The following is a 24,553-nucleotide window of genomic DNA, read 5'->3' as shown; positions in this document are numbered from 1 at the left end:
TATCACCGCCTATTCCTTTTGTAATAGTAATAGGTTTTACCCCTTTCTATATCCAAAACATTCTCATCCTTCTTTAAAGTATCTATGAGCTTTTCAAGCTCAAACTTGCTTGAAACCTCTATGTCCATGTCGAACATCACCGTGGTATGCGCCTTGTCTAAAAATACAACCTTCAGGTTGCCCAGGTCAATATCCATGTTATATAGAATATTGGTTATCCTTGCAAGTATACCCTTAGTATTTTTAACCTTAACCTTCAGCTTAACGGGCATGTTCTTCTTTATAGAGCCATCCCATTCAACCTCAACAAGCCTATCGCTATCATAGCCTATTTTCCTTATATTGTCGCAATCGACCCTATGGATGATAATACCCCTGTTTCTTGTTATATAGCCAACTATCTCATCGCCATAAACAGGGTTGCAGCACTTGGCAAGCCTGAAGACTATATCATCGGATCCGTCGATCTTTATCTTATAAACATCGCTTTTGGTTAGTTGCTTTTTTTCCTTCTTCTTCTGGTTAGGATACACCCTCGATATAACGCTCGATGGATGGATCTTCAAAAAACCGATCTTTTCAAGGAGGTCATCGATGCTATTGCATCCAAAATACGACATAGCCTCCTTAAGCTTCTCCTCCTTCAAAAAAGCCTGTAGCCCCTTGTTGATCTTGGACAGCTCCTTGGATAGTATGCTCTTACCTATCTCAACAGCCTCTTTCTTCTCCTTCTCTCTAACCTTCTGCTTTATCCTGCTTCTTGCCTTGCTGGTGACAACAAACTTCAGCCAATCCTTGCTTGGCAAGTGGTTGGCCTGTGTGAATATCTCCACTATATCACCGTTGGACAGCTTATAATCCAGAGGCACTATCCTGCCGTTGACCTTTGCTCCAACGCATCTATTGCCCACCTCTGTATGGATTGCATAGGCAAAATCAACGGGCGTTGCACCCCTCGGCAAGACCTTCAAATCACCGGCAGGTGTAAACACATAGACCTCGCCCCTAAATAGGTCGACCTTGACCGTATTGAGAAACTCCTTGGGGTTTTTGACCTCCTTCTGCCACTTAAGCAGATGCCTCAACCAGAGGAACTGCTTATCGTGTTTATCTATTATGCTGACCTTATTTTCTTTGTATTTATAGTGGGCTGCGATTCCCTCCTCTGCTATCTCATGCATCTTCTTCGTTCTTATCTGTATCTCAACAACAATATCACTGGGGCCAAAAACAGTGGTATGGAGGGATTGATACATGTTCTGCTTGGGCAAAGCTATGTAATCCTTGAATCTGCCCGGCAACGGTTTGTAATTCTTATGTATTATACCCAAAGCGGCATAGCAATCCTTCTCCGTTTCTGTGATGATTCTAACGGCAAGCAGATCATAGATACCGTCAAAGTCCACCCTTTTTCTCTGCATCTTTGTGTAGATACTGTATAGATGTTTAAGCCTGCCGGAGACCTCACACTTTATCGAGGCCTCCTCCATATCCTGCTTTATCCTGTTCTCAACGAACTTGATTATCTCCTGCTTCTTCTGAATGGTCTCCCTAACCTTCTGATCAATTTCATTATATTCCTTGGGATAGAGGTATTTAAAGCTTAGATCCTCAAGCTCGGATTTAAGCCAATATATACCCAACCTGTGGGCTATAGGGGCATATATATCCAATGTCTCTTTGGCTATTCGCTTCTGCTTTTCCTCTTTAAGATAGGATATGGTGCGCATATTGTGCAATCTGTCGGCAAGCTTTATGAGTATAACCCTCAAATCGCTTGCCATGGCGACGATCATCTTCCTAAAGTTATCGGCCTGATTCTCTTCGCTGCTTTTGTATTTGACCTTGCTTATCTTGGTTAAGGCCTTTACCAAAAACAGGACATCGTCGCCAAACTCCTCTTTTATCTCCTCCTCGGTGGCCTCGGTATCCTCCAAAACATCGTGCAGGAGTGCGGCTATAAGGCTGTTCTCATCTAAATAGAATTGATTTACAATCCTTGCTACATGTATGGGGTGGACTATATAGCTTTCGCCGGATGCCCTCTTCTGATTCCTGTGTTTATCATAGGCATAAAGAAAGGCCTTATCTATCCTTTCTTCATTAAAGTCTATCTTTATCTCACCCTTAAATTCCTCATAAAGCTTTCTGATTGCAGGATCTATTTTTTCTTCCACAATCCCTCTTTAATCTCTATAAGGCTAACAACAGTGTTTTTATGTCTGGATGCAACAGAACCGCTCACAAGCGGCTTATCCCCTTTAAACAGAGAATTTGCCCTAATCGCTGCAACCCTTACAAGCTCATACCTGCTGGGAAAGTGCTTCAAGGCGCCGTTTATTATCTCAGGTATAAATACTTCCATCGTTCACCTCCAGATATTCTTTAACCCTTATTCTCAAATCGTCTGCAACCTTTAGGTATTTATCAGCAAAAAAGGACATTCTAAGCAAGGATGAATCGATAATCTCATTGAGGGATTCCACAGCCTCGTTTAGTCTGTCGTTCACTATACAGTAATCAAAAACCTCAAGCTCACCCAACTCCTTCAAAGCCGTCTTCATCCTGACAACCATGTTGTCCCTCTTTTTGTCGTTTTGAATCCTCCTAATCCACTCATCAAACGACGGTGGAAGTATAAATATACTGACGACTCTGTCAAATGTATTCATCACATTCCTTGCACCCTGCACATCAATGGCAAGCAACGGGTGTTTACCTGAGTTAATTACATCGTTTAAAGCCCCTTTCGTGGTGCCGTAATAGTGTCCATGAACCACCGCATACTCAACAAACTCGCCCTTTTTTAGCTTATCCTTAAATGTGTCTACATCAACAAAATAGTAATCAACGCCGTCCCTTTCGCCCTCTCGTGGTTTCCTTGTGGTATGGGTTATAACCCTCTCCACATCAGATCTTCTGCTTTTGATGGCGCTGCATATGGTCGTTTTGCCCGCTCCTGTGGGTGATGAAACCACAAATATAACACCCCTCATCGCTCCATCCTTTCTGCCAGCGTATTGACTGCTATACCGGATAGTATCACATGCCCTGAATCCATAATGATAATAGCCCGGGTCTTTCTGCCCTGGGTTGCATCTATGATCTTGCCCTCCTGCTGAAGCTGCTCCTTTAGCCTCTTTATGGGCGCAGATGTCGGATTCACTATGGCAACAACCCTATCGGCATTTATAAAATTCCCAAAACCTATATTAACAACACCCATTTATAATACGGTAAAATCTATCTCTGCGGCAAACTTATCGACACCTATCAAAACGACCCTTACATCATCGCCAAGCTTAAACACCCTCTTCTTTCTCTTGCCCACCATGGCATAGGCGTATTCGACATATTCATAATAGTCGTCTTTTAAGCTTGAGGCAGCAACAAAACCCTCAACAAAATAATCCTTCAACCTGATAAAGAAACCACTCGGCACTATGGTTGTAATGGTTGCATCAAACTCATAGCCAATAAACTGCTTCATGAAGTGAGCAGCCTTTATATCATTCATATAGAACATTGCACTCTCTGTTGTCAACTCCCTCTCTTTAATCACCTCAACCGCCATATTAAGGTCATCAAAGGACTGCCTGATCTTATCAAGAACGGCCTTGACCATTCTGTGCACGATCAGGTCTGGATACCTGCGAATGGGTGATGTAAAATGGGTATAGTTATCGAAATGGAGCGCAAAATGCCCCTCATCCTTTAGGGAATATTCGGCTCTCTTTAGGGATCTCAACATCAATTGGGATACTATCTTTTTTAGCTTCTCATCCTTTACAGCCTTTAAGATCTTCTGCAATTCTTTGGAGGTAAACTCATCTGGCAGCTCAACCCTTATGCCCATCTTCCTTAAAAATGCCAAAAGTATGCTCAATTTCTGCGGGTCTGGATCCTCGTGTATCCTTCTTATGTATGTATCGTAATGTTTGGATAGAAAATCCGCAACGCAGAGGTTGGCCGCAAGCATGAACTCCTCTATTATGGAGTGGGCAAACATATGCTCCCTTTCGGTTATATCGACTATCCTGCCATCCTCCATAATCACCTTCGGCTCGGGTATATCTAAATCCAGGCTCCCCTTTTTAAACCTCCGACTCCTTAGCTTCTTTGCAAGCTCCCTCATCAACAAAAGCCTATCCTTAAGCCAATCCTCATCCTTTATATTCCCATCTAATATGCCTTGAACGGCCTTATATGTCATCCGTCTTTTGTTTCTGATTATGCTCTTTGTTAGCTTGTATGATTTTATGGAGCCCCGCTTGGATATATCCATAATCACACTAACCGTTAGCCTATCCTCACCAGGCACCAGCGAGCAGATATCGTTGGAAAGCTTAAACGGCAACATGGGTATGACACCCTCAGGAAAATAGACGCTAAAACCCCTCCTCAATGCCTCACCATCCAACTCCATGCCCGGTTTTACATAGTGGGAAACATCGGCTATATGAACATAGAGCCTAAAGCCATCCTCGGTTTTTTCTATATCAACCGCATCGTCAAAATCCTTAGCGTCTTCGCCGTCTATCGTTATGGTATAAAGGCCTCTAAAGTCCGTCCTGTCTTTAAAATCACCCTCACCGGGCTTATTGATATTCTCAAGCTCCCTTTCGATTTCAGAAGAAAACTCACTCGGCAGACCAAATTTATCTATTACCACTTCCCTGTCTATCTCTATATTGTAAGGGTCGCCGTACACCTTAACTATCTGACCCCTTACATCCGCATGCTTCGATTCTGCAAAGGATGTGATTTTAGCCAGAACCAGCCAGCCCTCTTTAAGCTTCTGATCAGTTTGCTTAACCTTGACCACAAAGGGTATCTTCTTCTCTGTTGGATTAACTATCCAACCCTGTGGCGACTTAACAAGATAGCCGATCACCTGCTTAAGCTTCCTCTTTAGAACCTTAACAACCTTTGATGTAATACCGATGCCACTCTTGTTGAGCTTTACAATAACCTCATCACCTTCGGTCGCACCCACGGTGTTGATAAGCCTTGGAAGCTTAACCTCATCCTCCTTATCAACCAAATAGAAAAAACCGCCCTTCCTGATAAGGATACCCTTCAAGATGTGGCCCACGGATGTCTTTTTGGCTATTATGTATCGGCTCTTTGAGATCTTTTTTATCTTGCCCTGTTTTTTTAGCCTTCTTAACTCTTTATAGAAAGCCGTCTTTCTCTTCTTTGATATACCCAATGCCCTTCGAATCTCAGAACCGTTCAACGGTTTATAGTCCTTCGATGAGAGCAAATTGAGAATCGCTATAGTATATTTTGACATCTTCTTTCCCTACTGCTTGGAATATTCATCTCTTTCCTGTATTTGGTTATCGTTCTTCTGGTTAGTTTTATACCCTTTTTAGAGAGCATGCCCCTTATCTGGTCATCACTGAGCGGATTTGACTTATCCTCCTTCTCTATCATATCCCTTATAAGCCCTTTAACATAATCCTTCGATACATCCTCAGAAACACCGCTTGAGAAGAACTTGCTCAACGGGAATACGCTACCCCTATACTCCAAATACTTATTGGAGACAGCACGGGTAATGGTTGAGACATTAAAGCCCAAAATAGATGCCACCTCTTTTCTGGTTAACGGCAATATGGTGCCATCCTCAAAAAACCTGCTCTGTTTTTGCAATATAACATTAACGGTCTTGAGAAGCGTTTTATTTCTGTTCGATATGGCAACCATAAACTCCCTGGCCTGTCTGTATTTCTCCTTAATAAAATCATTGGCGTTTTCATCCTTCAGATAGAGGTTTAACATCTCCTCATCTATACCAAAGCCGCTTAAGCTTCTATCGTTCAATATGGCAACAAGGGAAGAACCTACCCTTTTAACAAAAACATCCGGCTCGATATAGCTAATAGAGCCCTCGGGATTGTAATATTCAAGCGGATAGAGTATAAACTCCTTAAATCGCTCAACAACCACCTCAAATAGCCCATCATCCCAGCCAAGCCTCTCCTTAAGCCTTTTTAGATCCGGCCTGGTAAGGTTATTTAAACCCTTGATAAACTCCTCTAACCGCTCTCTCATCCCCGAATCGGCTTCAAATGAGGCCTGATGGAGCAAAAACTCCTCCGTATTTAGACTACAGCAACCGATAGGCTCAAGGTTCATAATCTGCCTTCTTATCAATTCAACCCTCTCTAAACCTACACCTAAATTTAGAGCAATATCTTCAGGCTTTACAGACAAAAAGCCCTTCTCATCCATGTTGTAAATGAGGCCTTCTGCAATAGCCCTATCGGTATCGCTTAAGCTCATCTCAAAACCCAACTGCATAAGCAGGCTATCCTCGATGCTTTGAGTATCCGAAACGGTGGCCTCGATAATATCGGATACAGCATCCTCACCATCAAAATGCTGCCGAAACGAGTCTTCTATCTCTTTAAATTTATCCTCGATTAAAGGTTGCTTTTTTACCTTTACATCCTCATCCAGCTTAATCAGGGGGTTCTCTGTCATTAATTCCTTTATCTTCTGCTCTATCTGGACAACATTCATCGATAATATCTTAAGCGATAAATCGAGCCGCGGCGTCAATATAAGGCCTAAATTGGTATCCAGCGTCGTTCTTAAATCGATCATAGGCAAAACCTTTTACCTAAATACATATCTATGACCTTTTCATCCTGCGTTAGCTCATCGGGCTTCCCTTCCCTAACTATCTTTCCATCAAACAACAGATAGGCCCTGTCGACTATATCGAGTATCTCCCTGACATTGTGATCCGTTATGATTATGCCTATGCCCCTTTTTGCCAGATCCTTGATTATGCCCTTCAACTCATCCACAATAATGGGGTCGATGCCTGCAAACGGCTCATCCAGCAGTATAAATTTAGGCTTTGTCGCAAGAGCCCTTGCAACCTCCACTCTCCTTCTTTCGCCGCCGCTTACCGCATAAGCCTTTGTGTTCCTTATGTGCGATATGTTTAAATCCTCAAGCAGTCTCTGAAGAATAAGTTTTCTTGTCTTGGGGTCATCATAGAGAAACTCAAGCACGGCATCTATATTCTCCTCAACGGTCATGCCCCTGAAGATGGAAGGCTCCTGCGGCAGATAAGAAAGCCCCTTTTGCGCCCTTTTATACATGGGCAGGTGGGTTATATCCTCCCCGTTTATGTAAACCGAGCCTTTATCGGGTCTGATCAGGCCTGCTATCATATAGAATGTCGTGGTTTTGCCAGCACCGTTAGGGCCCAAAAGCCCAACAATCTCGCCTTCCTTTGCGTTTATATTCACATTATTGACAACAACCCTTTTTCTATAGCTTTTAACCAATCCGTTGCATTCTATCATGCCTTAATCATACATAATTTATCGAGGTTTAACAAGAATATAGAGACCCTCTAAACACCTAGGCCAATCAAGACAAAGCCCAACTTTAAGGCTTTCTTTTTTATGATTTATATCAACACCCCAAAAAGGTATTGACTTTTTAGAAAAGTTATGTATAAATGGTGGCGGTTGCCGAGATAGCTCAGTTGGTAGAGCAAGGGACTGAAAATCCCTGTGTCCGTGGTTCGATTCCACGTCTCGGCACCATTTGAAAGCCCATCATTAAGCCAATCTTGAGAGCGGCCTCAAGATTGGCTTTTTTAGTTTATTATAACCGATAGGAGAAATACTGGAGAAGCTCTTTAGATATATTTTCCCAGCTGAAAAGCCAATTAAACTGCATATCGGGCTATAAAACCCCAAAAGTATCCCCAAACATTCTCACTTTTCTCACCATCAGGCCACATTCAATCACCTTTAAGGCCTCTCTGAATCCATGCTCCCCGAATTTAGCTCTCAAAGAGAATCCCAGATGCCTTTTTCGTGCTCATATTTACCCGACATGCGACGAGAGAGGCGCTAAAAAGATACAAGAAGCACGCAGAAAAGAGAAAAAAGCGTCGTGTAGCACGAGCGTAGTGTACAATATCTTGTGTAATTCTCAAGGATTGGGTATCCTCCCAGGGATAACATCCAATCCTTAAGGAAAATATTTGAAATGACGGAACTGAAAAGTATCCTGTCAAAGAACATGACAGATGACAATAGCAAGAGATTACACTCTGCTATTGGATAAAGAGGCCTTTTGAGGTGTATGGGTGCAAGACAGAAACAAAAGAGAACATAGTTGCTTGAAAAGGAGGTGGAATAATCCTATTAACTGAGAGTTAAGGAGAGAAAAGGGAAATGGGAAGAATTGACTTGATAAGTGGGGGCGGTATACCTCAAGAAACATAGCATCTAAGTATCTAAGAGAACTATCAAGTATCGGCGTTTTAAAAGAGGCTAAAGTAGGAAAGGAGAAGTTTTTTGTGAATGAGTTGCTGTTCAAGATTTTAAAGAAACCATAATATACCCTAACTCAGTGCATATCACAAAAATATGCACTAAAAAGTGAGAAATTAGTGCATGACGGGCTACGATGAAGTATTAAAAGCTTATTTTTTCCAGAGTCTCCAAATCCTCTTCCAATTCTGCTATGTCGCAATGAAGCGGCACTTCCCTTTTTCTCAACAGTTCAATAAAATCCCAGACAGATAGTCCCGCTAACTTTCTTGCTTGGCCAAAAGAGAGTTTACCTTTTTCAAAAAGACAGACGGCAAGCTCTTTTTTATTGTTGAGTTCACTTCCTTTTTAGGTATTCCCAATACTCTGATTGTGTTTTCTGGTATTTCTATGTAATACTTTGGCAATGTCAACTTTTTTGTGTCACCCCTCTTCCTGTTTGGTTCACTTAGTTTCCCCATCTATCCAAAAGCCTCCATCAGGTATTCAGAGTATCTGAGCTTTCTTGATGAATACTTCTCATCCTTATCTTTGAAGAAAAGGTAAAGGAACTTTTCAGCACTGTCCTCAGAATGGAGATAACCCCTAATTCTTAAAGAATCCTTTAATTCCTTGAAACACCTCTCCATCCAGTTTGTTGTTGAAAAGTATACCTTTATCTTTTCATTGAGGTTTGAGAAGTGTGTATAGTTCTTGACTTTACTTTTTAGGCTGTTTAGGGATTTATAGAGCCTACTCCATTTGTCGATGAACTCATTCATCAAGAGTTCTGCCTCCTCTTGGGTCTTAGCCTCCATTATCTGGTTTAGCTCTTTCAGCATCTCATCCCAGTGTCTCTTTCTCACCTTGCTTTTTATGTTCTTCTTCAGATGAAACCAGCATAGCTGATGCTTTGCTTTGGGGAATGCCTCCTCTATTGATCTTGAGAGCCCTTTTAGATCATCGCTGATTATCATTCTGACATTCTTTAGTCCCCTTGATTTTAGGTCCTCAAATATCTCTCTCCACATCTGTGTATTCTCATTGCCTCCAGGTAGGAAGTATGCAAGTATGTTTCTTCTGCCGTCGTATCTCAATCCCAGAACAGCATAAACTGCCTCTTTTTCTACACTGTCCCTCTTCAGAGGCAGGTATGTTGCATCTATGTATAGGACTGGATACTCATCATCCAACCTTCTGTTTTTGAACTCCTCTATGACCTCTTTTGGTATGTCGGAAATATAGCTTGCAAACTGGGATGATATGGAACATCCAATGAGATTTTCTAAAACCTTGCCTGCCTTCCTTGATGAGACTCCAGACACGAACATTGCCCTTATTATGTCATCAAGGAGAAACATCACCCTCTTTCTCTCAGGCAATACATCGCTTTTGAACTTGCCGTCCCTTGTTCTGGGGATGGAAAGCTCCATCTGACCTAATATTGTTTTTGGTGACCTTGTGTAATATCCATTTGCCCTTGTTGATTTGTTCTCTTCTAAGTACCTGTCTCTTTCCTCTTTCATGATCCTTTCAATCATTGACTTGAATTCTTCCTTCAATTGTGTAAAAATCAAATCATACATGTGTTTTTCCTCCTTTGAAGGGTTAGTGTCAAAGAGGGGTTATAACATATAACCCCTCTCCCTTCAAAGGGTGACACAAGTAATTTTACACTGCCAATACTTTTCCATATTTGCCACTCCCTAATTTTGAGTTCTTAAAAATATTAGCAAATATCCAGCTTTTGCTCCAACGGTTTTTGGAGTTAAATCAATTAGTTTCTGGCTTTATCTATACTTCCTTTGCCTCAAAGGAAACGACTAAAGATCATTTCAAGGGGATTGGGGTTTAATGCTTAAGCCCGCCCTTACTTAATTCCTGTATAAAAAGAGAAAGGCCTTTTTTACAGCTTTTCTTTTAGTTTTTCCTCAATACAGCTTTTTATGAAATCTTTTATATTAACAGCAGGCAAAACTCTGTAATCGGGAGGTAATGCCGAACATGCTTGATATATCATTCCTCTTATTATACCGTAGACGATCGATAAGCCATTATATAGCATAAACCTTGTTTTGTCCTTTTCGGACATCTCCTTGTCTACGACATTGAATAAGGCTAAAATTTCGATATGGGCTTTGAGAGCGGCATTTTTTGACCCTTTGTTTATATCTAACTTAAACTCTATACCTTTATACACATCATTTTCTAATTTATACCCTACAACTTCAAAATCCCCATCTAAATTGAATTTCTTTTTGCCTTTTATGTTTTCCTCAATTCTGAAGTTCAAAACTTTTATGGCTTTAAGCTGCAGTATTGAAGATTCCGTCAGCTTCATCATCTACCTCCAAAATATCCTTGCCAAGTTTGATAATATTTCTGCCTTTCTCTAAACCATCTTCGTCGTATAAGCTCCCTGTTTTTCTTTCTTTCAAAAGAATTTCCGCATCAATCTCAAGAGCTGCCAACACCTTAGCTATAGTTTTTATGCTTATATTACTACCGCTGAAGATCTTCGTTATGTAAGAGGGTTTGACGCCCATTTTTTTAGCAAGTTGTTTTTTTGTCATATTTTTCTTTTCCATGAGCTTCTTAAGTTGGTAAGATATATCCAGAATAAGGCCTTCGTATATAAAATCGGCGTCATATTTATACTCCTCTAACAAACCCTTCAAACCCATCTTTCACCTCCTCCACTACTTCACACACCTTCTTTATTTCCTTATTCTTATCTACACTTCTGTTTTTCTGCACCCTCCATACATGTACCACAAGTATGGCATCCTCAAAAACATAACAGCCCAGCCTGTAAGGCTTTGGTTTTAACTCAAAAGCCTTAACTCTCTTGCACGCTTTTATACTTTCCCACTGTTCGGGTTTATTCGGTATTCTATCACCTAATCTCAGAAGGTACTGGATAATCCTTTGTTTTACTTTTTTGTCTTTTATTGCCTCTATATACTTTTCAACCCTTTTTAATGTGAATATCTTAAACTTTTGCCCTTTGAGAAAAAGCTCAAAATCCATTTCACTTATAAGTTAAATAAAAGATAAAGGAATGTCAAGATAATTTTTTCAGAATGGGACTCTAAAGTCCCCCACACAGGGTCAATTAAATTCCCCAGTTTCGGCACTATAAAAAATCCCAAAAATTTCCAAACTAAGCAGACTCTTCCTCTATAATCTGGTGCAGAACGCTTTTTATGAAGGTCTGGTACCTTAACCCTTTTTTAGCTGCTATTTTCTTGATTTTCTCAAGGTCTTTGGATGATATTTATAATACCCCCGTAAACCTCATCAGATTTTTGAAAGCCTCTCTTTTAATCTGATTTAGTCTCCCTGCTATTGGGTATAAAATGCTTTTTGAAGAGTTAAGGAGAAAAAAGGGCAACGCAGTGATAGGTGCTCTACATTCTGCTCAATCTATTGAAAAGTTCATCTATCTGAGGGCGGTATATTTCTTGGGAGGCACTCATAGGTGGATTACACAAAAATCTTGACAATATCGTTTTTCTTTACAGTTTCAGTTTTTATGTATATATTACTAATAGATACTTAGTGAAGAGGTGGTGCATTGATGCACAGAACAAAAGTATTTAAAAGCGGCAACTCGTATGCAGTTAGATTACCCAAAGAGTTTAGGCTTAACTGCGATACGGTGTATATAAAGAAAGAGGGTAAGCGTATAGTTCTGATACCGCCAGATGATAAGTGGGATGATTTATTTGACAGGCTTAGGGAGTCTAAAGATATTACCAGTGAGTTCATGAAAAAGAGGAATCAGCCCTTGCCTCAAGAAAGGGATCTGTTTTAGATGATTTATATGCTTGATACCAATATCTGCAGCTATATAATCAGAAATGCACCAGAAGAGATAAGGATAAAACTTAAAGAAGTGGAACAAGAGCACGAGTTAGCCCTTTCATCTGTTGTTGTTGCCGAACTGTTCTACGGTGCTTACAAGAAAAACAGCAAAAGACTAATTAATCTTATAGAAAGCTTTATAGAGAACTTTACTATCTACGGCTTTGATGCAAAAGTAGCCGAAATCTATGGAAAAATCAGAGCTGGAATTGAAAGAAAAGGTAATGTCATGGGGGCTTACGATCTCCAAATTGCCGCACATGCAATATCTTTAGATGCCGTTCTTGTGACCAATAATGAAAGGGAGTTTAGAAGAATAGAAGGTTTAAGGGCGGAGAATTGGGCAAGATAAAAAGCGTTTTGCATTAGATTTCTTACAAGAATATCCGTTTAACTCAATAGCAAATCTCATCTTTTTATCCACAAGAAAACCATAAACTCGCTATCTTTCACCTTTTTAGAAAAAACCCAGTTGTTTTTCTTTGAAATATATTCTATAATGGAGATACCCAGACCCGAATTGGAAGGCTTATCCGCTATACGGTTAGATACCGCAAGCGCCACACCCCCACTCTTCTTTTTAAGGCTCACCTTGATTTTGCAATTGCTGTACTTAACGGCATTGTTGAATATCTCACCCAAAACAATCCTTAAATCGTTCACATCCACCCTAACACCCACATCCTCTAAGTTTAGCTCAAAATCACACTGCTTTTTGGATAAGCTTTCTATTACCCCCAGCACCTCTTTTTTTAGGTTTACCCATTCCTTATCCCTGTTTTTTGATATATTACCGAGGGTTTCTGTTAAAAAGTTAAAATCGCTCTCCATTTCATCCATAGCAAGCTTCATCTTCTTAACAATAGGCTCATCTGGATCTAAAAACTCCAAATTCACCCTTTGAGCCGATATGAAGTTCCCCAATTTATGGGAAACGCTCAATAAGATAAATTTAAGCAGATCCTCGGTGTATTTCTGCTTCATAGAAAACCTTCTAAAAACAGCAAAAACAATCATTACTATAGTCATGGTTAGGGCCATCTCCCACAGAATCAAGGTCCATGTAAACTTCTCAAGCTGTGTCTTTATCCTGCCTATGTTCACATATACATACTTGCCATCCTTTATACGGTAAAGCATACACTCCTTTTTCTTTATCTGGCTTGAGCTTATACAGATATCCTCAGGAAGCTTCTTTAAAAATCCCTTATTATACAGATCAAGCCTCATATCGACTTCCCTTTTAAAAGACATCAAAATACTATTTCTGAAAAAAGAGACCACCACAACATCTATAGCCGCAAGCCAAAACATCATGATAGCCACCGTCAATATTATAATCTTATCCTGATAAGTAATTGTCAGCCTGATAGCCTGTATCCCCTACCCTTTACAGTTTCTATGAGAGAATGCCCCAGGGCATCCCTGAGCCTTTTAATATAAGCCCTAACCGAATCATCACCCGCTTCCCCATCAGGCCATACATAGCTTAAGATCTCATCACTTGATACAACCCTGTTTCTATTTTTTACTAAAAAAGTCAATAGATCCCACTCCTTTTTGGTCAGGTTTACATTTTCGCCATTTCGCATCACCGTTTCTTTGCTTAGATCTATCCTAACATCCCCAACTTTTACGGTCTCATCGCCATACCGCCTGCAAACACTTTTTATTCTCAACACCAGCTCCCGTGGGTCAAAAGGCTTTACCATGTAATCATCAGCACCGAGCTCGAAGCATGTTTTTTTATCCTCTATCTTGCCCTTTGCCGTTAAAATTATAACAGGCAGGTTGTATTTCGATTTTATCATTGAGAGTATATTCTCTCCCTTTTCATATTTCAGCATCAAATCCAGTATTACCACATCATAACCCTTAAAATTCAAAGTGGAAGCCACATCTCTATCATCAGAAATCCAATCACACTCAAAGCCGTTTTTATTTAGATAAAGCTTAACCGCATCACCCAAATATTTATCGTCTTCCACAATCAGAACCCTAATCATTTACATAAAGACTAACCCATAATTACAACAAGGTCAAGCAACGAGTGGAAAAATATACAATCGGGTTGATTTTATGCTTTTTTGAATTATAATTTTATCTACCATGAAAAAACTCCCAATAGGCATCCAGACCTTTAGCAAGATCATAGAGGAAAACTGCTACTATGTAGATAAAACCCACTTTGCATTAAAACTCTTGCAGGGCGGTGGATACTACTTCCTCTCACGCCCCAGACGCTTCGGCAAATCACTCTTCCTTGACACATTGGCAGAGATATTTTTAGGCAACAAAGACCTATTCAAAGGTCTATACATCTATGACAAGTATGACTTCAAACCCCACCCTGTCATAAGGATATCATTTGGCAGTGGGGATTACTCTTTGGATGAGGAGCGAATCCATAAAAGACTGAAATGGGTTTTAAAGGAAAACCAGGAAGACTTAGGGATTGACTGCGGTGATCTATCCAACGAGGAATGTTTTGCAGAACTGATAGAGAAAGCTCATGCCAAACACTCCCAACGAGTCGTCATCCTCATAGACGAATACGACAAACCCATCCTTGACAACATCACAAACAAGGATATGGCAAAAAGGGCAAGAAACATTCTAAAGAACTTCTACTCTGTGATAAAGGACAGCGACAGATACATCAGGTTTGTCTTTATTACTGGAGTAAGCAAGTTCTCAAAGCTCAACCTATTCAGTGGTTTGAACAACTTAGAGGATATTACCCTCAATGAAGAGTTTGCAGAGATCTGTGGTTATACACATGATGATCTGTTGACTGTCTTTAAAGACAGAATAGAGGGTATAGACTTAGAGTTGGTAAAGAGGTGGTATAACGGCTACAACTACTTTGGCAAACCACTATACAACCCATTTGACATACTTCTGTTTCTCTCAAACAACGGCACATTCCGCAACTACTGGTGGCAGACAGGAAACCCATCATTTCTGATAGAATTACTAAAGGAGGGTGATTACTATATCCCAGAGCTTGAATACTCAGAGGTTACAGAAGAGATACTGAATGCGTTTGATGTTGATTACATTGACCTAAGGGCACTCCTCTGGCAGACAGGCTATCTGACATTTGACAAAAGGATAGCAGACAACCTTGGGGGATACACCTACACACTCAGGGTACCAAACACAGAGGTGAGAATCTCACTAAACCAGCTCCTCATAGATTACCTAACCAACCAGAGACAACAGAAGGCCAGATACCGCCTTGATATGTTTGACTGTCTAAACAGAAACGACATCAACGGCTTTGTTGAACTGTTTAAGAAGATCTTTGCCTCTATTCCATACACAAACTATGTAAACAATGTAATATCAAACTACGAGGGTTATTACAGCAGCGTTGTTTTTGTCTACCTGATGGCTTTGGGCTATGATGTGATACCTGAGGATATAACAAACAGGGGAAGGATTGATTTAGCAGTTAAGACAGAGGATAAGATATTAATTATTGAGTTTAAGGTTGATGCAAAAGAGCAGCCGATAAAGCAGATAAAAGAGAGAAGATACCATGAGAAATACTTGAATGAGAATAAAGGGATATACCTCATTGGGATGGTGTTTGATTCAAGAGAGAGGAATATCAGCCAGTGGGAAGTTGAGAGGGTGGATGGGTGAATGAGTAGATGAGTAAATGGGTAGATGGGTGGATGAGTGGATGGGATTTTAGAATGCCCTTTTTTGCACTGCAAGGTGGAAAAAAAGGGGGGGGATCAAGCGAAGAGATTTTCGAAAGGATCAAAAGAGTTTATCTAAATTACATGATGAACCTGAAACTAAAGGAAAAAATACAATAAAAAACAACAGGAATTAACCATGATTTTTGCACTCACAGGTGAAAAAAAGGGGGGGTTAAAATAAGTTTGTGAGAACTGTAGGGCTTCCTTCTACTTGTTTTGGTTTGCAGGCACCGTAAGGCATATCAGCCGAACAGCTAATCACCCATTTCGCTTTCCATTTGGAGTCAGTGGGGTTATTTTCGACTGACAGCGTATAACTTGTTGCTGTGCAGTTGTCCACCTTTAAAATAAATTTCCTTTTGCTATCGGCATCTTTATTGATTATGAACTTGTTATCTTTAGTACCATCATTAAAACCTGTAAGATCCTCTATTGTGCAAGCATACTGTCCATTATCAGCATAATAGGTTTCCTCGGCAGCTGCAGCAGCATTAAGAGCATTCAAAGGGCTCGTTTGGTATGCAGGTTTTAGAAATGTAGAATAAGTAAAGGCCGCAACCGCGGCCAGAATAGCTATAATAGCTATGGTTATTAATAACTCAATAAGAGTAAACGCTCTGTTTCTAAAACCCATAAAAATACTTTTTACTAAACTCAAAAAAATTTTGTTATTGTTTTGTGGGACCTATGCAATGAAAACTACCGCTATCATCATCAAATATACATACAGCCTGGTATGTTTTACCATCAACGCTTCCTGTAGCGGTTACATTGTCATTCTCACTCTTAAACCCACCACACTTAGTAGTATTGTCATTACTAATAGATATAGATACACTTTTTAAGTATCCTACATCCCCACTAGCTTTACATGAATCTATATTAGAAGCATCAACATCAGTTCCATTATCTTTATCCATACAGTAAGCAACAACATCTTGAGCACAATTGTGAGCCAAAGTTATCAAATCCTTTGCCTTAGCCCTTTCTCTGTACTGATTATACTGCGGTATAGCTATAGCCGCCAAAATTGCGATGATTGCGATAACAACCAGAAGCTCAATCAATGTAAAACCCGCTTTGGATTTAATCTCCTTCATACCTAAACCTCCTTTTTGGTTTTAAATCAAGCATCCCAAAGGCCTATTCGTATTGACACACATATCCTCTCAACCCCCTATCACCCCCCTTTTTGAAGTTTTTTAAGATTCACCATAAAACTAACCTCCCTAATACAAGTTTAACACACAACCAGGCACAAGTCAAATCACTAAGACCCGCTTCTGTTCTATTACTTTGTTATCTAATTATATACCGTTATTGTGTCTTGTCAAGTTAACTTTATAGGTTTTTAATTTTCAGCGCTTTGGCAGAAGTTAAACCGCCGTTTTTTTGGGGTTTATCCCTTCAAACTCCAACAATAAAATTGAAAAATAGACCGTCTTTTGGTATATTCTGCTAACTAAAACGGTAGGAGGAAGTATGGTGGAAGTAGCAGTTGAAGATGTTAAACCCTCAAGAAAAAAGATTCACATAAAGGTAGAGCCAGAGAGAATCGAAAAAAAGAAAGAGGAAATCGTATCCGAGCTGAGAAAAACCGTAAGAATCAAGGGCTTCAGAAAGGGCAAGGTGCCAAAAGAGATCATCCTGAGGAATTACAAAAAGGATATTGAAGACAACACAAAAAGGGAACTCATGAGTGAGGCTTACGAATTTGCCATACAAGACAACAAGATAGAAACCGTGGCCGATCCTGTATTCACCGATGTGGTTTTTGACCAGGAGGGCTTAAGCTTTACGGCAATGGTTGATGTTAAGCCTTCATTTGAGCTTAAAGAATACAAGGGCATAAAGATAGAGGCAAAGCCGATAGAGATAACAGAAGAAGACATCAACAAGGTGTTGGATCAGCTAAGGGAGGCCTTTGCAACATTGGAGGATAAAGAGGGTGATACATTCGAAGAGGGCGATATAGGCATCATTGACATAAAGACATTCACAAAAGAAACACATTACCCCATTAACGACTTTGGCGGTGAAAACCTGCCCGTCGAGCTTGGCAAAAAGCAGTTAATAGAGGAGATAGAAGATCAACTAAAGGGCATGAAGGTCGGCGAAACAAAGAAAATAGAGGCCTCGTTTGATAAGGATTACCCCTTAAGGGCCTTAAAGGGCAAGGATGTTGTCTTTGAGGTTAAGCTAAAATCATTAAAACAGAAGAAACTGCCCGAGGTAGACGATGAGTTTGCTCAGAAGATAAATAAGCAGTTCAAGACTGTTGAAGATTTAAAGAAAGACATAGAAGACAGACTGAAAGAGAACAAAGAAAGGGAAGAGATAGACAGACAAAAAGACGAAATACTAAAAAAACTCCTTGATGAGTATGAGTTTGACCTTCCAGAAAGCCTGGTAAACCAGGAAACAAATCAGATGATCATGGAGTATGTGAAAGAGATGTATTACATGGGGGCTGATGTAAGCTCCGATGAGTTTAAACCCCAGAAGTTAAGGGAAAAATTCGAGCCAGAGGCAAGAAAGAGGGTTAAATCGACCTTCATACTCTTAGAGATAGCAAAGAAAGAGGGCATAGATGTCTCCAGCGAGGAGATCAATCAGGTCATAGCCCAAGATGCCAACGCCAGAAGGATGAACTTTGAAGACCTATACAAGGAATACCAGGAAAAGGGCTTGATACCTATCATACAGATGGAAATCTTAGGGGATAAGGCACTGGATCTATTGCACAAAAATGCCCAGATAATAGAGCCAAACAAAGAGGAAAGCAAAGAGGATAAAGAATGAATTTGATACCCATTGTAATTGAAAAAACACCGCAGGGGGAGAGGGCATACGACATATATTCCAGGCTGTTAAAAGACAGAATCATCATGCTAAACGGTGAGATAAACGACGATGTCTCTAATGTCATAGTGAGCCAGTTGCTGTTCTTGGAATCGGAAGACCCGGAGAAGGACATCTTCCTTTACATAAACTCACCCGGCGGCAGTGTTACGGCAGGTCTTGCCATTTACGATACGATGCAATACATAAAATGCGACATAACAACCATATGCATCGGTTCTGCTGCTTCCATGGGCGCTCTGCTTTTGGCAAGCGGAACAAAGGGCAAAAGATACTCACTGCCACATTCAAGGATTATGATTCATCAGCCCATCGGCGGCATCTCGGGACAGGCAACCGAGATAGAGATACACGCAAAGGAGATATTGAGGCTGAAGAAGCTGCTTAATGAGATATTGGCAAAACATACGGGAAAGAGGCTAAAAACCATTGAAAAGGATACCGAAAGGGATTACTTTATGGATGCAAAGGAGGCCCTGGCATACGGTATTATAGATAAAATCATTTACTCAAGGGAAGAAGAGGAGAAGAAGTCATGAAACCGATGGGCGGTGGAGGAAATTCAGATATAAAAGGCCCTCTGAGGTGCTCGTTCTGCGGCAGGACGCAGGATGAGGTTAAAAAGCTCATTGCAGGGCCAGGCGTTTATATATGCGATGAGTGTGTGGCTCTGTGTGAGGACATACTGGCAGAGGATGAGGAGATAAACAAAAACAAAAACGAGAAGCTAAACACCCTGACGCCTGAGGAGATAAAGAAGCGATTAGACGAATACATCATCTCTCAAGATGATGCAAAGAAGGTTTTAGCCGTTGCGGCATACAACCATTACAAAAGAATCAACTCCCAGACCTTAAAACGCAAAAAGGACGATGTGGAATTGGAAAAGAGCAACATACTCCTTATAGGCCCAACCGGAACGGGCAAAACGCTTATAGCCAAAACGCTTGCAAAGATACTCAATGTGCCCTTTGCTATAGCCGATGCAACAAGCCTGACAGAGGCCGGTTATGTGGGCGAGGATGTCGAGAATATCCTGGTGAGGCTGCTTCAGGCAACCGATTACAATGTGGCGCTGGCTCAAAAGGGCATAGTTTACATAGACGAGATAGACAAGATCTCAAGGAAGAGCGAGAATCCCTCGATAACAAGGGATGTTTCTGGTGAGGGCGTGCAGCAGGCCCTGCTTAAGCTCATAGAGGGCAGCATCGTGAATGTGCCACCATACGGCGGAAGAAAGCATCCGCAGCAGGAGTTCATACAGATAGACACAACAAACATACTCTTCATATGCGGCGGGGCATTCGAGGGGCTTGAAAACATCATAGCAAGGCGCATAAACAAAAAGGCTATAGGTTTTACAAACCCGGTAAATGTGGACAAAAACGAGAAATACAACCTGCTAAAGCAGGTCACGCCTGAGGATTTAATGAGATACGGCCTGATTCCTGAGCTAATCGGAAGGCTCCATGTGGTTGCAACGCTCAATGAGCTAAATGAAGAGGAGCTTGTTAGAATACTTACAGAACCCAAGAACGCTCTTGTTAAGCAATACTCAAAGATGTTCAGCATGGACAATGTGAAGCTAACCATTACCGATGAGGCCCTAAGGGCGATAGCCAGAAAGGCCATCGAAAGGAAGGTTGGCGCCAGGGGATTGCGCAGCATTATGGAAGAGATAATGGTCGATTTGATGTTCAAGATACCGTCAATGAAGAATGTAACTGAGTGTATAATCGATGAGGAAGTTGTTTTATACGGCAAGCAGCCCAAAATAATAAAGAGCAAGAAGAGCGCATGATGGAACAACTCAGGGGCACAACGATCATATGCGTCAGAAGAGACAATCAAACGGCCATCGGCGGGGATGGCCAGGTAAGCTTGGGCAATACGGTTATTAAATCCAACGCAAAGAAAATAAGGAAACTATACAACGATAAGGTGGTCGTTGGATTTGCCGGGGCAACGGCCGATGCATTTACGCTGTTTGAAAAGTTGGAGGATAAGCTAAACGAGTATGCAGGCAACCTGACGAGGGCATCGGTAGAATTGGCAAAGGAGTGGCGCACAGACAAGGTATTGAGAAGGCTTGAGGCGATGCTTATTGCAGCAGATAAAGAGAGCATCTATCTAATCTCAGGAAACGGTGATGTCCTGTCGCCCGATGAGGATGTCTGCGCTATAGGCTCAGGTGGCAATTACGCACTCTCGGCAGCCAAAGCACTCATCGGCTTTACACAGCTGGATGCAGAATCGATAGTAAGAGAATCCCTAAAGATAGCAGCCCAGATCTGCATATACACCAACGACTCCATTACCGTAGAAACATTAGGAGAATAAAATTATGGAAGACAAGCTCACGCCAAAACGAATTGTGGAGCTTTTAGATAAATACATAGTCGGCCAAAAAGAGGCCAAAAAGGCCATAGCTATAGCACTAAGAACCCGCTATAGAAGGCATAAGGTTTCAGGCGATATAAAAGAAGAGATAATGCCAAAGAACATACTCATGATAGGCCCAACCGGCGTGGGAAAAACAGAAATCGCAAGAAGGATAGCAAAGATAACAAACGCCCCGTTTGTGAAGGTTGAGGCAAGCAAGTTTACAGAGGTCGGCTATGTGGGAAGGGATGTTGAGTCTATAATACGAGACCTTGCCCGCATAAGCTATGAGATGGTCAAGCAGGAGGAGCTAAAAAAGGTCGAGGACAAGGCTGAAAAAGAGGCAGAGGAAAGGGTTTTGGATATCCTGGTGCCTCCTATAAAGAAGCGCTCCATCTATGAGAGTGAGGATGAGGAGAGAATCTCAAAGACAAGGGAGAAGTTCAGGGAAAAGCTAAGAAACGGCGAGCTGGACGATAAGGTCGTGGAGATAACCATAAGCCCACAAAAACCCGAGCAGATGGTTCCCTTTATCGAGGTTGCAGCAGCACCGATAGATGAGCTGGATTCAAGCCTTAAGGACATGTTAGACAACCTCCTGCCAGGCAGGAAAAAGACCCGAAAGGTAACGGTAAAAGAGGCATTGAGGATACTAAAAGAGGAAGAGGCCCAGAAACTCATAGACAAAGACAAGGTCAAGGAGAAGGCTATAGAGAAGGCATCCAATGATGGCATAGTCTTTATAGACGAGATAGACAAGATAGTCAGCAAATCCTCATCGACCTCCGGCCCGGATGTCTCAAGGGAGGGCGTGCAGAGGGATCTATTGCCCATCGTGGAAGGCTCAAGCGTCAACACCCGCTATGGAATCATAAAGACAGACCACATACTGTTCATTGCGGCAGGGGCGTTCCATCAGGTAAAACCCAGCGACATGATACCCGAGCTTCAGGGAAGGTTTCCCATCAGGGTTGAGTTAAAACCGTTAACAAAGGATGATTTCATAAGGATATTGAAAGAGCCAAGAAATGCGCTAATCAAGCAATACAAGGCGCTCCTTGATACAGAGGGCATAGAGCTTACCTTCAGTGATGATGCCATAGAAAAGATCGCAGAGATAGCAGAAAAGATAAACAAAGAAACAGAAAATATAGGGGCAAGAAGGCTCCATACGCTGCTTGAGAGACTCCTTGAGGATATATCCTTCGAGGCGCCAGACATAGAACCCAAAAACATAGTGATAGACGCAAAATATGTCGAAGAGAAGCTCTCAGGCATTGTGGAGGATAGGGATCTAAGCCGCTATATCCTTTAGGGAAGCTGCCCTGCCCTTTCGCCTATGAATTCACACAGCCTATCTATACCCTTCTTTTTCTTTGAGGATGTCAAGAAGTAATTGAAGTTGCCTATCTGCTGCTTAAGGTAGGATATGCTGGCCGAAATGGATTTTTGGGTGGATTTATCGGTTTTGGTAAAAACCACACTAAAAGGCTTTTTGTAAAACCTAAGCCAATCAAGAAAAACCACATCGCTATCCATCGGTAAGTGTCTTGAGTCTATCAAAACAAACACATGGTAAAGCAGATTCGAGTTTTTCAGATAATCCTCGATGGTCTTTCTCCACTTATTGCGCATCTGCTTTGACCGCCTTGCATAACCGTATCCGGGCAAATCGATAAAATAGAACCTGTCGTTGACCTTTATGGCGTTTATCATTATGGTTTTTCCGGGATTTTTGCTTACATAGGTTATTTTTCTGTTCAAAATGGCGTTTATAAGCGACGATTTGCCAACATTGCTCCTGCCCGCAAAGGCAATCTGGGGCAGCCCGAGGAGCCTTGCATCCTCATAACTGCCCTCAAAAACAGCCTTTTTAAAAGCTAAACATCCATCAGCTTGACCTCGTTGGTCGTTGTATCCAAAATCGCCAGCGTCCTTCTTTTGCTCAAACATCCGCATAACTCCCCGGGGTTTATTATCATTCCCCTCTGGGTCTTTCTTATGTCTATCCTGTGCAGGTGACCATACAGCACATAATCGTATTCGTTTGCAAGTCTATTAATGCCAAACGGTTCATGCATCAAGACAAAATCCTTACCGTCGATCTCAACCTCATAAGGTGGCTTAAACAGCTTACCCTCGCTCTTCTGCTGCAAGAATAAAACCTCACCGTCGTTGTTGCCAAAAACACCAATAAAATCGCTTTTTAGCCTATTGAAATAGTCAAAACAGAACGGCGACACAATATCGCCTAAATGGATCGTAAGCTGAACGCCCTCACTATTCAAAAGCTCAACAGCCCTATCGATGGCCTCTATGTTGTCATGACTGTCCGAGATGATGCCGATTATCATTCCACATCACCTATAGCCTTTGCTATCAAATCACCCATCTGCTGGGTGTTCACCTTCCTTTTGCCCTCACTCATGATGTCTGGGGTTCTATAGCCCATCTTAAGCACCATATCCACCGCCTTCTCTATGATTTCTGCCTCCTTATCGAGCTTAAAACCGTATTTAAGCATCATGGCTGCAGACTCTATCTGGGCTATGGGGTTTGCTATACCCAAACCGGCAATATCCGGGGCTGAACCGTGTATCGGCTCAAACATGCCCACCTTACCACCGATCGATGCAGACGGGAGCATGCCGATTGATCCTGTTAACATGCTGGCCTCATCGGATAATATATCGCCAAAGATATTGCCCGTAACGATAACATCAAACTGCTTGGGGTTTCTTACAAGCTGCATAGCGGCATTATCAACAAGCAAATGGTTGTATTCAACCTCAGGATAATCCTTTGCCACCCTATCCACCATATCACGCCACAGCTGGCTCACATCAAGGACATTGGCCTTATCGACGCTGGTAAGCTTCTTTCTCCTTTGCATTGCAAGCTCAAAGGCAAGCCTAACGATGCGCTCTATCTCAGGTTCGGTATAGACCATTGTGTTTATGCCCTTCTTAACACCGTCCTCTTCAACTATGCCCCTGGGTTGACCAAAGTATATACCACCGGTAAGCTCCCTAACCACCAAGATATCTATGCCCTGCACCACCTCGGGCTTCAATGTGCTTGCATCCACAAGCTCATCAAATACCCTGGCAGGCCTCAGGTTAGCAAAGGCATTCAGCGCCTTTCTGATCTTGAGCATGCCCGTCTCCGGCCTTTTCTGGCGTGGCAGATTATCCCATTTAGGTCCACCCACAGCACCGAAAAACAAAGCATCGCACGACAGGATCTTCTCAACCTCGCTATCAGGCAGCGGGTCGTCAAACTTATCCACGGCTATACCACCGATATAGACCTTCTCATAAACAAACTCGTGATTGAACTTTGATGCTATCTCATCCAAAATCTTTATGCCCTCTGCAACAACCTCAGGGCCTATACCATCGCCCTCTGCAACCGCTATCCTGAATTTAGCCATAACCC

General features: G+C 41.6%; 29 protein-coding genes, 1 tRNA gene and 1 pseudogene. 11 read left to right on the top strand and 20 right to left on the bottom strand.

The window, feature by feature from the left end; genetic code table 11:
- Nucleotides 1-2: 2 nt before the first annotated feature.
- Genes D891_RS0103110 through lptB form a run of 7 tightly spaced genes read right to left on the bottom strand, consistent with a single transcriptional unit; the run spans nt 3 to nt 7,328 of the window.
- Nucleotides 3-2,177, bottom strand: coding sequence for a RelA/SpoT family protein (locus tag D891_RS0103110; RefSeq protein WP_051453550.1), 2,175 nt, complete (start codon nt 2,175-2,177; stop codon nt 3-5).
- Nucleotides 2,162-2,365, bottom strand: coding sequence for a DNA-directed RNA polymerase subunit omega (gene rpoZ, locus D891_RS0103105; protein WP_025209570.1), 204 nt, complete (start codon nt 2,363-2,365; stop codon nt 2,162-2,164). The genes D891_RS0103110 and rpoZ overlap by 16 nt, the downstream gene beginning before the upstream one ends.
- Nucleotides 2,346-2,996, bottom strand: a complete 651-nt coding sequence (gene gmk, locus D891_RS0103100) for a guanylate kinase (protein WP_025209569.1) — start codon at nt 2,994-2,996, stop codon at nt 2,346-2,348. Before gmk ends, rpoZ begins: the two co-directional genes overlap by 20 nt.
- The gene (locus D891_RS0103095; protein ID WP_025209568.1) at nt 2,993-3,226 is read right to left on the bottom strand and encodes a DUF370 domain-containing protein; all 234 of its coding nucleotides are present in this window, start codon (nt 3,224-3,226) and stop codon (nt 2,993-2,995) included. Before D891_RS0103095 ends, gmk begins: the two co-directional genes overlap by 4 nt.
- The gene (gene rnr / locus D891_RS0103090) at nt 3,227-5,296 is read right to left on the bottom strand and encodes a ribonuclease R (protein ID WP_025209567.1); all 2,070 of its coding nucleotides are present in this window, start codon (nt 5,294-5,296) and stop codon (nt 3,227-3,229) included.
- Nucleotides 5,278-6,615 (bottom strand): RNA polymerase factor sigma-54, encoded by a 1,338-nt coding sequence (gene rpoN / locus D891_RS0103085; RefSeq protein WP_025209566.1) that lies wholly within the window; start codon nt 6,613-6,615, stop codon nt 5,278-5,280. Before rpoN ends, rnr begins: the two co-directional genes overlap by 19 nt.
- Nucleotides 6,612-7,328, bottom strand: coding sequence for an LPS export ABC transporter ATP-binding protein (gene lptB / locus D891_RS0103080; protein ID WP_025209565.1), 717 nt, complete (start codon nt 7,326-7,328; stop codon nt 6,612-6,614). Before lptB ends, rpoN begins: the two co-directional genes overlap by 4 nt.
- A gap of 170 nt (nt 7,329-7,498) precedes the next feature.
- On the opposite strand from lptB, the gene D891_RS0103075 reads away from it, so the two are divergent.
- Nucleotides 7,499-7,574, top strand: a tRNA-Phe gene (locus D891_RS0103075).
- A 686-nt stretch (nt 7,575-8,260) separates the two neighbouring features.
- Complete coding sequence (locus D891_RS10110) at nt 8,261-8,377, top strand: hypothetical protein (protein WP_442905301.1); 117 nt, start codon at nt 8,261-8,263, stop codon at nt 8,375-8,377.
- A 79-nt stretch (nt 8,378-8,456) separates the two neighbouring features.
- On the opposite strand, the pseudogene D891_RS10105 reads toward D891_RS10110, so the two are convergent.
- The 6 genes and pseudogenes from D891_RS10105 to D891_RS0103050 form a co-directional block, all read right to left on the bottom strand.
- Nucleotides 8,457-8,579 (bottom strand): annotated as a pseudogene (locus D891_RS10105) (UPF0175 family protein); the annotation flags it as partial.
- Nucleotides 8,573-8,773, bottom strand: a complete 201-nt coding sequence (locus D891_RS09835) for a hypothetical protein (protein ID WP_025209564.1) — start codon at nt 8,771-8,773, stop codon at nt 8,573-8,575. The pseudogene D891_RS10105 and the gene D891_RS09835, both read right to left, overlap by 7 nt.
- Complete coding sequence (locus tag D891_RS0103065) at nt 8,774-9,877, bottom strand: IS256 family transposase (protein ID WP_025209016.1); 1,104 nt, start codon at nt 9,875-9,877, stop codon at nt 8,774-8,776. It abuts the gene before it with no gap.
- 320 nt (nt 9,878-10,197) lie between these two features.
- A complete protein-coding gene (locus D891_RS0103060) occupies nt 10,198-10,632 on the bottom strand; it encodes a hypothetical protein (protein WP_025209563.1) in 435 nt (144 codons plus the stop codon).
- Entirely contained in the window at nt 10,598-10,975 is a 378-nt protein-coding gene (locus D891_RS0103055; RefSeq protein WP_025209562.1) for a helix-turn-helix domain-containing protein, read from the bottom strand. The genes D891_RS0103060 and D891_RS0103055 overlap by 35 nt, the downstream gene beginning before the upstream one ends.
- The gene (locus D891_RS0103050; RefSeq protein WP_025209561.1) at nt 10,944-11,321 is read right to left on the bottom strand and encodes a hypothetical protein; all 378 of its coding nucleotides are present in this window, start codon (nt 11,319-11,321) and stop codon (nt 10,944-10,946) included. The genes D891_RS0103055 and D891_RS0103050 overlap by 32 nt, the downstream gene beginning before the upstream one ends.
- Nucleotides 11,322-11,871: 550 nt before the next feature.
- Between D891_RS0103050 and D891_RS0103045 the strand changes: the two genes are divergently transcribed.
- Nucleotides 11,872-12,108: an AbrB/MazE/SpoVT family DNA-binding domain-containing protein gene (locus D891_RS0103045; RefSeq protein WP_025209560.1), complete on the top strand. Its 237-nt coding sequence runs from the start codon at nt 11,872-11,874 to the stop codon at nt 12,106-12,108.
- Between the two features lie 9 nt (nt 12,109-12,117).
- On the top strand, nt 12,118-12,510 hold the full coding sequence (gene vapC / locus D891_RS0103040; RefSeq protein WP_198014778.1) for a type II toxin-antitoxin system tRNA(fMet)-specific endonuclease VapC: 393 nt from the start codon (nt 12,118-12,120) through the stop codon (nt 12,508-12,510).
- A 56-nt stretch (nt 12,511-12,566) separates the two neighbouring features.
- Here the strand turns inward: vapC and D891_RS0103035 are convergent, their stop codons facing one another.
- Nucleotides 12,567-13,484, bottom strand: a complete 918-nt coding sequence (locus tag D891_RS0103035) for a hypothetical protein (RefSeq protein WP_156919057.1) — start codon at nt 13,482-13,484, stop codon at nt 12,567-12,569.
- 35 nt (nt 13,485-13,519) lie between these two features.
- Entirely contained in the window at nt 13,520-14,164 is a 645-nt protein-coding gene (locus tag D891_RS0103030; protein WP_198014777.1) for a response regulator transcription factor, read from the bottom strand.
- A gap of 103 nt (nt 14,165-14,267) precedes the next feature.
- Here D891_RS0103030 and D891_RS0103025 point away from each other — a divergent pair, with 103 nt between their 5' ends.
- A complete protein-coding gene (locus tag D891_RS0103025; RefSeq protein WP_025209556.1) occupies nt 14,268-15,809 on the top strand; it encodes an ATP-binding protein in 1,542 nt (513 codons plus the stop codon).
- Nucleotides 15,810-15,817: 8 nt separating this feature from the next.
- Nucleotides 15,818-15,988: a hypothetical protein gene (locus tag D891_RS09830; RefSeq protein WP_156919056.1), complete on the top strand. Its 171-nt coding sequence runs from the start codon at nt 15,818-15,820 to the stop codon at nt 15,986-15,988.
- Nucleotides 15,989-16,043: 55 nt separating this feature from the next.
- On the opposite strand, the gene D891_RS09415 is transcribed toward D891_RS09830, so the two are convergent.
- Nucleotides 16,044-16,505, bottom strand: a complete 462-nt coding sequence (locus D891_RS09415) for a prepilin-type N-terminal cleavage/methylation domain-containing protein (RefSeq protein ID WP_025209555.1) — start codon at nt 16,503-16,505, stop codon at nt 16,044-16,046.
- A gap of 34 nt (nt 16,506-16,539) precedes the next feature.
- Nucleotides 16,540-16,971, bottom strand: a complete 432-nt coding sequence (locus tag D891_RS10025) for a prepilin-type N-terminal cleavage/methylation domain-containing protein (protein ID WP_051453549.1) — start codon at nt 16,969-16,971, stop codon at nt 16,540-16,542.
- A gap of 385 nt (nt 16,972-17,356) precedes the next feature.
- On the opposite strand from D891_RS10025, the gene tig reads away from it, so the two are divergent.
- Genes tig through hslU form a run of 5 tightly spaced genes read left to right on the top strand, consistent with a single transcriptional unit; the run spans nt 17,357 to nt 22,430 of the window.
- Nucleotides 17,357-18,673: a trigger factor gene (gene tig / locus D891_RS0103005; protein ID WP_198014776.1), complete on the top strand. Its 1,317-nt coding sequence runs from the start codon at nt 17,357-17,359 to the stop codon at nt 18,671-18,673.
- Nucleotides 18,670-19,272, top strand: coding sequence for an ATP-dependent Clp endopeptidase proteolytic subunit ClpP (gene clpP, locus D891_RS0103000; RefSeq protein WP_025209552.1), 603 nt, complete (start codon nt 18,670-18,672; stop codon nt 19,270-19,272). The genes tig and clpP overlap by 4 nt, the downstream gene beginning before the upstream one ends.
- Complete coding sequence (gene clpX, locus D891_RS0102995; RefSeq protein ID WP_025209551.1) at nt 19,269-20,534, top strand: ATP-dependent Clp protease ATP-binding subunit ClpX; 1,266 nt, start codon at nt 19,269-19,271, stop codon at nt 20,532-20,534. Before clpP ends, clpX begins: the two co-directional genes overlap by 4 nt.
- A complete protein-coding gene (gene hslV / locus D891_RS0102990) occupies nt 20,534-21,073 on the top strand; it encodes an ATP-dependent protease subunit HslV (RefSeq protein ID WP_156919055.1) in 540 nt (179 codons plus the stop codon). The genes clpX and hslV overlap by 1 nt, the downstream gene beginning before the upstream one ends.
- Before the next feature lie 4 nt (nt 21,074-21,077).
- A complete protein-coding gene (hslU, locus tag D891_RS0102985) occupies nt 21,078-22,430 on the top strand; it encodes an ATP-dependent protease ATPase subunit HslU (protein ID WP_025209549.1) in 1,353 nt (450 codons plus the stop codon).
- Here hslU and yihA read toward each other — a convergent pair.
- Genes yihA through leuB form a run of 3 tightly spaced genes read right to left on the bottom strand, consistent with a single transcriptional unit; the run spans nt 22,427 to nt 24,548 of the window.
- Nucleotides 22,427-23,068 carry a ribosome biogenesis GTP-binding protein YihA/YsxC gene (gene yihA, locus D891_RS0102980; protein WP_025209548.1) on the bottom strand — a complete coding sequence of 214 codons (642 nt, stop codon included), beginning with the start codon at nt 23,066-23,068 and terminating at the stop codon, nt 22,427-22,429. The two genes, hslU and yihA, sit on opposite strands and share 4 nt — an antisense overlap.
- Nucleotides 22,996-23,469 (bottom strand): metallophosphoesterase, encoded by a 474-nt coding sequence (locus D891_RS0102975; RefSeq protein WP_025209547.1) that lies wholly within the window; start codon nt 23,467-23,469, stop codon nt 22,996-22,998. The genes yihA and D891_RS0102975 overlap by 73 nt, the downstream gene beginning before the upstream one ends.
- On the bottom strand, nt 23,466-24,548 hold the full coding sequence (leuB, locus tag D891_RS0102970; protein ID WP_025209546.1) for a 3-isopropylmalate dehydrogenase: 1,083 nt from the start codon (nt 24,546-24,548) through the stop codon (nt 23,466-23,468). The genes D891_RS0102975 and leuB overlap by 4 nt, the downstream gene beginning before the upstream one ends.
- Between the last annotated feature and the right edge of the window lie 5 nt (nt 24,549-24,553).

It is taken from the genome of Hippea sp. KM1 (assembly GCF_000526195.1).
Lineage (GTDB): Bacteria > Campylobacterota_A > Desulfurellia > Desulfurellales > Hippeaceae > Hippea.
This window is presented reverse-complemented; position numbering and strand designations above follow the sequence as displayed.